Origin of the sequence: Allobosea robiniae (assembly GCF_900102525.1) — a bacterium.
Lineage (GTDB): Bacteria > Pseudomonadota > Alphaproteobacteria > Rhizobiales > Beijerinckiaceae > Allobosea > Allobosea robiniae.
Genome location: NZ_FNBZ01000005.1, coordinates 472,004 through 481,560 on the forward strand (window position 1 = coordinate 472,004; position 9,557 = coordinate 481,560).

Sequence of the window (9,557 nt, forward strand, 5' to 3'; positions counted from 1 at the left end):
GGGTTCGGCTGCTGTACCGTCGCCTTTACCGAGATCAGCATCTGCGGCTTTTCCTCGTACCCGAAACGTGACTTGCGATGTCCGGCGAAAGGGCGCTCAATTCGGCTACAGTTGTCTCCATAACGCTTCTGGAAATGACCGTCGCGGCGCCTGTCACGTCGCCAAGCGGAGACACAAGCCATGCTCAACGGAACCGGGTCGGTCACTTTACGCAGTGGCCGGAGGCTGCACGCCAAATATCAGTTTGGCACGCATCAGGAGCATCATTGGGTCGGATATCTGATCTGCGACACGGAAACTGCCGATCCGAGCGAGTTCTCCTACAAGATCCTTCTTCAATGCGAAGGCGGGATAGCGATCGAGCTTGCCGTTACCAACTGGACGGATCGCTACATGGCAGTCGTGGGGCGCCCGTTGCCCGAGTTCAATCAAGTCGCTTGAAAGAAACGCGCGGCGCGCTTCCAGTTAATTTGGCCTCGCCGGGACCTCAAACGGCCACAATGATCGACCAATAATAAATGATCGACGGAGTCGCTTAGCTGGCATCGCGAAATCGCAGTTTGCCCGACTTCTTTTCTCTTTCGACATCGCTCGCCGCTTTGCGGCATCCGCTGCCGGCATAATGCCGGCCGTTTGACGCGTCGCGTGGCCGAGCCGCGCGCCATAGGGTTCATATGAATAAGATCATCGACAAAAACAAAAAAGAACACCGTATCGGCAATGCAGCGCCGACACCTTTGTCTCCGCGTCCTGCACCTATCTGCAAACCTGTTTCGGGCGGTCTCTCGCGCGCTGAATTGCGTGAAATCGTCGCTGAGATCCTGGGTTGAGGGGGAAGAACCATGAATCTGAATCGTCGCGAGCGAGGCCAAGCCGCTTAACAGGGCTGACGATCAACGATCGTGATGCCGCGTAGAAGGCCCAGCAGCTTCACGGTAGATTCTTCGACGGGATTGTCGCGCTATCTGAGTGCTGATCAGCCTCCTTGCGCAGCCGCTGTTCCTTCAGCCGGGCTGTCTTCGCGTCGCGCTCCTGGTTGGAGCTTTCAGTCTCCGACAGAAGGCGATTCCGCGACAGCGATTGGGTCTGCGTCTTCAGGAACGCAGCCTCCGCGTGGGTCCGGGATTTCGAGTGCTCGGTCATTTTACTTCCTCCTGTTGGGCGGCTACAGCCGCCGCTCCGCCCGGTCGTAGCTCCGGATCATCCTTGAGAGCCGGATACCGGCGATTTAGCCTTTGCTTTTGAAACGATGATCTGGTCGTGACCGATCGCCCGTTCGCGGCCATCGATGCCCCGAACCCGATAATGACGCTCACCGCTCTCCCGCGCCGGCATCAGGCGAATGATCTCATAGTCGCCCTCTCCAGAGCGATCGGCGAAGCCGAACGACAGGCGCACGGTGTCGCCGACCTTGATGGGACGTTCGGTCATGGCTTTTCGCTTTCGAGAGTGGGTTGTCCGGCGGGAAGCCGCTTGTCTTTGCCGGGCGCATTTGTGAACGCGCCGTCCGGCTGCATCGCCTCCAGTAGTGCTGCGACCTTCACCGTGGCGAAATGGCAGAAAGTGTCCGAGACCGCATAGGGCAGGACGATCATGTCGCCGTGCCGCAGCGCACCACAGGTATAGACGACGTTCGGCACGTAGCCTTCCCGTTCCGAAGGCTCGGGCTGGACGAAAGGCTGGCGCAGGCGCCCCAGCACTTTCGAAGGATCGGCCTTGTCGAGCAGGACCGCACCGATCGTATATTTCCGCACCGCCCCGACGCCGTGGATCAGGAGCAGCCAGCCTTCGTCGAGCTCGATCGGCGAGCCGCAGGTGCCGATCTGCACGAACTCCCACGGGTATTGCGGCTTCAGGATCGCGACCCCACCGTTCCAGGTCAGGAGGTCATCCGAATAGATCAGATGAAGGTTCTCATTGTCCTGCCGGGAGATCATCGCATAGCGGCCGCCGAGCTTGCGCGGAAACAGCGCCATGCCTTTGTTCACGGCGGCGGAGCCTCGCAGCGGCGACAGCCGGAACGACAGGAAGTCGCGGGTCTCGATCAGCTCCGAGCGGATCGACCTGCCGTCATAGGCTGTGTAGGTGGCCCGATAGAACGTGCCTTCATCCTCCTCGAACGCAACGAAGCGTGCGTCCTCGATGCCGTTCGACTGGGATGCGGTCACGGGAAAGATCACCCGCTCGCTGATGTCGCTATCAGCCGCGAAGACGACCTCGACATCCTCGCCATCGAGCCGCGCCATTCGGTTGTGCAGGGTGGCGATCGTTGCGAGGCGCGAGGTGGGGTCGACGCTAACCTCGCCACCGGCCGCGATCGACCCGGAGCGGAACGTCAGGGACGAGATGTGCCCCTCTCCAACCGCACGAACGCTGAGGATGAAGCGAAGCCCGCCAGCTGGAGCATCGGACTGGTCGGGATGCGCGATGATGCTCGGGTTGAAGAGTGCCGCCGCCTCGAACGAATACTCGTGCAGGAAATAGGCCCCGACCAGCTGGCGTTGGACCTTGGTGAAGGCGCCGTGAGCAGCGAACGCGTCCTCCATCTCATCGGCACGCGCCTCGAACCGCTCCAGCAGGTTGCGATGCCGGCCGTTGAAATTCTCCAGCACCTCGGCAAGCAGGTTCGCCGCCACCTCCGGAGCGAGCGACAGAACCCGGTTGACAATATGGTTCGCCTTGGCCTTCTCGGCAGGATTGAAATCCCGTGGCTCGCCCGCAGGGCCGAACCGACGCACGACGACCCGGGAGGGGTCGGGATGCAGGTACAGGGTCTGCCTGTTCAGGAAACTGGGCTGGGACAAGACGTCCGCCGATCTGTTTTGAGCAAGGTCGTCGAAAGCTCAGGCGTGCAAGGCCCGAAGCGGCGCCAGTCTCGGGCGATCCCCGCTGACGCGGGCAAGCTGACGAATCTCGGCGAGGCTGAGCAGGTACGATACGACGGATTCACCGCCGCGGTTCTCATTTGGCCGATCGCGATGGAGGCCGTCACGGCAGGCACCGGTGTCCAGGTCGACGAGGGGCGTGGAGAGGTCATTGTCGCCCAGGAACCAGGCGAAAGCGCGCGCGGCTTCGTTGCGCCATTGCGGATCGCCGTCGGCGCGCCAGGCCGCGAGGCAGGCTGAAATAGCTGCCGTCGCTTCCAGTGGCTGCTGATCAAAGGCCTTCGGTGGGCTACGCTTGTCGCCGAAACTCTCCGAGCCGACAGGCCTGAACAGGCCTGCCCGCGTTGTCTGGAGATGCGTTAGCCAACGCAGCGAGCGCAGGCCAGCCTCGACATAGGCCGGCATCTTCATCGTCAGTCCCGTCGCGATCAGGGCTTGGGGCAGGCGCGCGTTGTCGTAGGAGAGCCCATCCTCGAACCAGATCCAGTCTGGCGTCTCGACCGTCGCGATCAGGCCGAGCAGGCGGTCGGCGAGACGCGTACGGAGCGAGATGGCGGCCGTCGTGGTGCAATGAGCATCAAGACCCAGCAAGGCAAAAGCCCAGGCACGCGGGGAACTGAAACGCTCGATGGCGGGCAAGGCCTCGGCGAACAGAGCGGTAGCCCATTGCCGCCGCGAAACGCTCGCATCGTCGCGCGCGCAGACACCGAGCGCCCACAGCGTACGCCCATGGCTGTCCTCCGACCCGGCTTCCTCGAGCCAACGTCGATCGAAGCTCATGAAGTTGCGGAAGCGCCGTCGATCGGGATTCCAGGCGTGTTGGATGAAGGAGGCAAAGCGTGTCGTTAGCGCGTCCGCCAGGCGCTCCTCGCCAGTGCCGTTCAGGGCACTGGCGAGGAGCAGAGCGCGGGCATTGTCATCGACGCAATAGCCATGCGAGCGGTCCGGCACGGAATGAACCGCGTGCTGGAACAGCCCGGTATCGTCGCACATGGACAGGAGGTGGCCGGTCTGCGTCTCCGGCGGCGGTGCCGTTGCCGGCAGGGCTTTCGGCCGGCTGGACCCCGTAACAGCGCTCAGCACACGGCCTCGGCGGGCCGTCTCGAAAGCGGCGAGATAGCGTTTCGCGGTTCGCTCCCAGGTCATCGAACGGCTGCTCGCATAGGCGCGCAGCCTCATGGCCTGGCGCCGGGGCGCATCTGTCAGCAAGCCTGCGATCTCGTTACCGATCGCGACGACATCGCCGAAGGGCACGAGGACGCCGCGCCCGTCGCCCAGCAATTCCTTGGCATGCCAATAGGGCGTCGAAACCACGGCCTTGCCCAGCCCGAAACTGTAAGACAGCGTGCCTGACGTCATCTGCGCTTCGTTGAGATAAGGCGTGACATAGACGTCGCACATAGAGATGAAGCCGAGCAGCGTCGCCTGATCGACGAACCGGTCGAGGAAGACGACGTGATCCTCGACTCCGAGCTCGCACACACGCGTCGTCAGGCTTTCGCGATAGGCCTCGCCATGCTCGCGGACGAGATGGGGATGCGTCGCGCCCAGAACCACATACATTGCATCGGGGCGGCGCCTCAGGATCGAGGGCATCGCGTCGATCATCACCTCGATGCCCTTGTTGGGCGACAGCAGGCCGAACGTCAGGATGACGGAGTGGCCGCCGAAGCCCAACCTTTCCTTGGCTTCATCGGGCTCGACAAAGGCAAATTCGGGAATGCCGTGCGCGATCACCTCGATCTTGTCCGCCGGCAATCGATAGACGGTCCGCAACAGGTCGCGCCCCTTCTCCGCCATGACGACTACGCGAGCCGAGGCATCGACGATCCGTTCCATCACGTCGCGCTGCGCGGCATTCGGTTCGGCCAGGACAGTGTGGAGTGTGGTGACGACGGGCATGGTCAAGCGCGAGAGCAGCGCCATGATATGACTCCCGGCCTCGCCACCGAAGATGCCGAATTCGTGCTGAAGGGAGACGACGTCGAAGCGGCCTTCGTTCAGGAAATCGGCTGCACGCGCATAGTCTTCGAGCCGCTGGTCGGAAATCTGGCAGTGCACGGGGAACGGATAGTCGTAGCCGTCGCCATGGTCGTTCATGGCCACGATGGATGTGTCGATATCGGAGGATGCGATCGCCTGCTGCAGATCGGTGGTGAAGGTCGCGATCCCGCAGCGGCGGGGCAGCGAGTTGCCAATGAAGGCGATGCGTTTGGTCGGGCTCATGATCGTGCCTCCGTGGACGGAATCGGGAATACTGCGAATGCCGGAGGCGGCCCGGTCGGCGGTGAAACCGTCTCGCGGAACCTGGGCATGCCGTCGCCGTCGACACGATGCAGAAGGTCGCGGCTAGGTGTTGCCGCGTCATAGGCGACGAGACAGGACAGGCCGGCTTTGCCCGGCACGATGCGCACGCTCTGACCCTCGATGAAGCAGCCTTGGCCAATGCCGATTTGCAGAGCGCCGATCGTGGCGTCGCCGGCGATGGTGACCAGCCAGGTCTCGCATCGGACATCGAGGTCCCAGATCGATCCGGCAGGCAGGTCGATCCGCTCGAAGACGAAATACGGATTGACGACGAGCACGGTCCGACCATCGCTCAGGCGCCCGGCCGGCGCGGCGCGTTGCGCGGGTCCGCGATGAGCTGCCGCGACGCCCTGCTCGATATGAAGTTCACGAGCGCGGCCATAGTCGAACAAACGGAATGTCGTGTCGCTGCGCTGCTGGATCTCGGCCAGCACGAGGCCTGGACCGATCGCGTGGATCGTCCCGGCGGGAACGGCGATGACCTCGCCCGCAGCCGGCTTGTGCCAAGCGACAAGCCGGGCGATCGCGCCATCGGCAATGGCGACCCGCAGTTGCTCGGGGGTGACGGCCGCCGTGAGCCCGACTCCCACCATAGCGTCAGGGGCCGCGGACAGGATGTACCAGGCTTCCGTCTTGCCGCGCGGCAGCCCCATCCCATGGGCGGCGGCATCGTCCGGATGCACCTGGATCGACAGGGGCTCCTGCGTGAACAGGAGTTTGAGCAGTAAGGCGGGCTCCGGCGCGTGTTTATCGCAGCGCTGGAACCAGAGTTCGCCGATCGGAACGCTGGGATGCCCCGTCCCGCTCCAGGGGAGGAGGTCGGTCGACCCCCAGGGCTTGGGGATCAGCTCGATGCAGGCTTGTTCGAGCGCCATTGCGGGCTCCTGGTTCATGCGGCCGGACATGACGACGGGTTGTCGCGCGCGGGCCTTGGGTAGCGGCGGTTCACGGGGCGTCGGCGCAAGCAACCGCGTATCGCGAGCGGCATCGGTTGGCTGGCGCGCATCAGGAGGACGCCAGCCGTGCTCCCGGTTTTGAAGCAATCTTCCGAACGATCGAGCCGTTCGACGCGGCATCGAAGCGCGCGATGGCCAAGATGAGGCGTCAAATGCGCCCGCGGCGGGATACAGCATGCCGGATCAGCGGTGGCCAGCGCGCGGATCCCTCGCCGGTGTCGTCTTAATAAGCGCTGAGGTCAGCCTCCAACGCGCTGGCCAGTTCGCCCGGGCTCACCGCGAACACCTGGGAGTTGCCAAACGAAGAGAGCGACGGTGTGTGCAGCATGGTGGCGATCTGGCGATAGGCCAGAAACGAGGTGGCTGGAATCTCCTCCTCGTCGACCACCACGCGGTAGGTGCCGGCAGGCTGCATATGGTCTATCGCGCTCAGCCTGAACGGCTTCCTGAACGTGACCGTGGTTTGCCGGCTGCGAATGTTCACGTCAGCTCTTCTTCTTCGGCTTTCCTGCAAGTTCGAGCGTCATCGGAAGGCCCTTTGCCGATACGGGCACGGCCGCCGCTTCTTTCTTCTTCTTGGGCTTCTTGGCTTCTCGATTGCCGCGCGTCTGTCCCTTGGCCATACAAATCTCCTCTTGCTGAGCAGGGAGGCGTCATAAACGCCACCATTTCCGCGCTGCTCACGCGGAATGGTTCATGATCGACGGACGATGTCGCTGCGTACGGTTGTCGCCGTTGCGATCGTCTCAGGTCTTGGACATGCCGAGCGTTTCGGCGCAGGCCTTGGCGACGGCCGAGTCCGGTGACGTGCTACCGATCATCGTGGCCCAGCCTCCCTTGGCGATGAAATCGCCCTGGCTCCATGAACTGATCTTCTTCAGTTCGGCGAGGGCTGCATCGACATTGGGTTGCTTCTGAAAATTGCTCACGCAGATCGGAGACAAGGCCGCGACAACGGCATTCTCGGCTCTCAGCTTCGCCACGCGTTCGCTCGACGAAGCCGTCGACCACCCACCCCAGGTAAAGCCGAGAACGGCAAGGGCAACAGCACCGCCAACGGCACCCCAGATGGCAGGTTTGGTTTGAGAGGGGATTTTCATGGAAAATCCTTCCGATTTGCGGAATGAAAATCTTCCGTGAAAGAATGTATCATAGAATTAGAAAATAATCCTGTTTATTTATCTCACGAAGGCGAGATCGAATATTATTTCTTCTCCACGATTTACGTACCTTCCCGATGCCTGAAATTTCAGTTCAGTTGCAAGGAAGTCGGATCATACGGTTCCCAAGCCTTGCTCACTCGAGATGACGCGCTTGACCGCCTGCCGCGTCCGTTGTCTCCGCGAACTGAAGGCACAGCCGGCAGATGCCTCGAAGAGACGTTTCCACGTCGTCGGCGAGCAAGGGGCCCTTGATATCTGCCAACGGACTGGAAACTTGCGACAGTTCGCCGAGGACGAGGATCGCCATCGGCAGACGGCGGCGAAGGCGCCGAAGCGCATACTTCACGTGAGCGGCATTGTGGGGGCCGATATAGCAAAGGCAGATCAAAGCCGGTCCGCGCGCGGCAAGGCGCTCCATACCGGGAGCCAGCAGCGCGGTGGGAGGCAACGCCTCCGCCGCCAATCCATGCTTCTCCAGGATCTGGCCCAGCATGAGCGCGGCTGCCTCATCGAGTTGCGATCGCGCGCCGATGCAGATCACTCCACCTCCGTCTCGAAACGTGTCCTTCAGCTCAGCCGCGGTGAGTACGGGCAGATCGGACGCACCTTCCTGTTCGTTGGTCTGTTCAACCGCCGCCTCGGTCTCGGCGTCTGCGGCGCCGGCGCCGCGCGAAGGGCGACCGTCGTCATGGTCGGACAAGTCCTCGAGGACCTCGCGAATTGTCGCAAGGATCTGGTTTCGCCTGGGAGCATCGAGAACGCCGCGCGCCTCGTCTGCTGCGGCGAGCCGCAAGCCTTCGAGCGCGACCTCGTCATAATAAGCGGATAGCGAGCGCTCTTTCAGAACCTCCTCAGCCTTGTCGGCTGCTTCCGCGGGGTCTCCCGCGAGGATCCGCTGATAGAAGATCTCCGGCGCCGACAGTGCGGGTCTGTCCCCCAGCATCACGTCCAGAAATTCCAGTCTTTCGACATGCCGGCCAAGGACCACGAGACACACGGTCAAAGGGGTTGCCAGGACCAGCCCGATAGGACCCCATAACCAAGTCCAGAATGTTGCCGCGACTACGATGGCGATCGGCGAGAGCCCGGTGGAGCGGCCATAGGCCAAAGGTTCGATCACATGCCCGACGAGTGGCTCGGCGATCACGAACAAGGCCGCCGTCCACACGAGCATCATCCAACCGGGATCGACCGATGCGGCGATCACCATCGGAAAAACGGCCGAGAGGACGGCGCCAAGATAGGGAATGAACCGCAGGATCGCCGCCAGAATTCCCCAAAGCAAGGCGCTGGGAACGCCGATGGCGGCAAGGCCGCAACCAATCACAACACCGAAGCCGGCGTTGACGATGAGCTGCGTCAGAAACAGCCGGCTGAGGCGCTTGCCAGCGTCATCGAACGCGGCCGTAGTCTTCTGCAGATCGTAAGTCCCGGTCAATCGGATGAACCGGTTTCGAAGGTCCTCGCGCTTCAAGAGGATGAAGACCACGAAGATCAGCACGATTCCGGTTGTGGTCAGAGGGTGGATCAGCGGAGCCAGAAAGGCCTGCAGCGTTTCGATAGCGCCGGGTTCCGGTTGATGCACCTCGACGGGGATTGGGCGTCCGGCCCGTGCAGGGCCAGGCGTTTCGCTTGGGACTGGAGATTCCGCCTTGGGACGGTCGAGTTCCTTGCTCAGATCTTGCAGGACATCCGCGGCGCGGCTCAAAACCCCGCTTCCGGCCCCCGAGCCTTTCAAAGCGGCAATCTTGGCGCGGATGGTGCTCTGATAGGTTGGTAGCTCGCTCGCCAATTGAGTTGCCTGGCCAACCATCGCCATCGTCAAGGCCGCCAAGGTCGCGAACGCAATCAAGACGACGACAAAAACCGCCAACGCCCGTGGGGCACGCAGCTTCTGCAGACCTTTGACCAGCGGCGCCAGGACGAAGCTGAACAGGATCGCGAGCGCCACAGGGACGAAAACCTCGCGCCCGAAATAAAGCGCGGCGACGATGAAGACTCCGATGGCTACATTCGAGACGACGTCAGCAGGCGACCTTGTCGATGGAGCTGCGACGGTATGGGTGACCTCAATCGCGGGCATCGATCGGTTTCCTTCAATCTGGACGCCAGCATGAAGCGGTCGACGGAATGGCGACCGCCGGGAGAAGCTAGTGATCCACCCCCCTTGAATTGGTCCACCCTGAAGTATGTCTTTTGGCAGACAGGAGGATCGAGATGCCGAAGAAGCGCCATAAGCCCGAAGA

At 62.4% G+C, this 9,557-nt stretch carries 11 protein-coding genes; 2 read left to right on the plus strand and 9 right to left on the minus strand.

Annotation, left to right across the window (positions count from 1 at the left end):
- The first annotated feature begins 180 nt into the window (after positions 1 to 180).
- On the plus strand, positions 181 to 441 hold the full coding sequence (locus BLQ70_RS16725) for a hypothetical protein (RefSeq protein WP_055730730.1): 261 nt from the start codon (positions 181 to 183) through the stop codon (positions 439 to 441).
- Between the two features lie 233 nt (positions 442 to 674).
- Positions 675 to 830 (plus strand): hypothetical protein, encoded by a 156-nt coding sequence (locus BLQ70_RS25665; protein ID WP_156407031.1) that lies wholly within the window; start codon positions 675 to 677, stop codon positions 828 to 830.
- Positions 831 to 930: 100 nt separating this feature from the next.
- Here the strand turns inward: BLQ70_RS25665 and BLQ70_RS16730 are convergent, their stop codons facing one another.
- The 9 genes from BLQ70_RS16730 to BLQ70_RS16765 all read right to left on the minus strand — a co-directional run bounded on the left by BLQ70_RS16730 (position 931) and on the right by BLQ70_RS16765 (position 9,394).
- Positions 931 to 1,143, minus strand: coding sequence for a hypothetical protein (locus BLQ70_RS16730; protein WP_091858755.1), 213 nt, complete (start codon positions 1,141 to 1,143; stop codon positions 931 to 933).
- 57 nt (positions 1,144 to 1,200) lie between these two features.
- Positions 1,201 to 1,431, minus strand: a complete 231-nt coding sequence (locus tag BLQ70_RS16735; protein WP_061966611.1) for a hypothetical protein — start codon at positions 1,429 to 1,431, stop codon at positions 1,201 to 1,203.
- Positions 1,428 to 2,804 carry a glycoside hydrolase family 130 protein gene (locus BLQ70_RS16740; RefSeq protein ID WP_091858757.1) on the minus strand — a complete coding sequence of 459 codons (1,377 nt, stop codon included), beginning with the start codon at positions 2,802 to 2,804 and terminating at the stop codon, positions 1,428 to 1,430. Before BLQ70_RS16740 ends, BLQ70_RS16735 begins: the two co-directional genes overlap by 4 nt.
- 39 nt (positions 2,805 to 2,843) lie before the next feature.
- On the minus strand, positions 2,844 to 5,111 hold the full coding sequence (locus BLQ70_RS16745; RefSeq protein WP_091858760.1) for a glycosyltransferase family 4 protein: 2,268 nt from the start codon (positions 5,109 to 5,111) through the stop codon (positions 2,844 to 2,846).
- Complete coding sequence (locus tag BLQ70_RS16750; protein ID WP_210184313.1) at positions 5,108 to 6,067, minus strand: class I mannose-6-phosphate isomerase; 960 nt, start codon at positions 6,065 to 6,067, stop codon at positions 5,108 to 5,110. Before BLQ70_RS16750 ends, BLQ70_RS16745 begins: the two co-directional genes overlap by 4 nt.
- A 304-nt stretch (positions 6,068 to 6,371) precedes the next feature.
- The gene (locus tag BLQ70_RS16755; RefSeq protein WP_091858763.1) at positions 6,372 to 6,632 is read right to left on the minus strand and encodes a hypothetical protein; all 261 of its coding nucleotides are present in this window, start codon (positions 6,630 to 6,632) and stop codon (positions 6,372 to 6,374) included.
- Between the two features lies 1 nt (position 6,633).
- Entirely contained in the window at positions 6,634 to 6,771 is a 138-nt protein-coding gene (locus BLQ70_RS25670) for a hypothetical protein (RefSeq protein ID WP_170843444.1), read from the minus strand.
- Positions 6,772 to 6,894: 123 nt separating this feature from the next.
- Positions 6,895 to 7,248, minus strand: coding sequence for a hypothetical protein (locus tag BLQ70_RS16760; RefSeq protein WP_061966608.1), 354 nt, complete (start codon positions 7,246 to 7,248; stop codon positions 6,895 to 6,897).
- A gap of 196 nt (positions 7,249 to 7,444) precedes the next feature.
- On the minus strand, positions 7,445 to 9,394 hold the full coding sequence (locus tag BLQ70_RS16765; protein ID WP_091858767.1) for an AI-2E family transporter: 1,950 nt from the start codon (positions 9,392 to 9,394) through the stop codon (positions 7,445 to 7,447).
- Between the last annotated feature and the right edge of the window lie 163 nt (positions 9,395 to 9,557).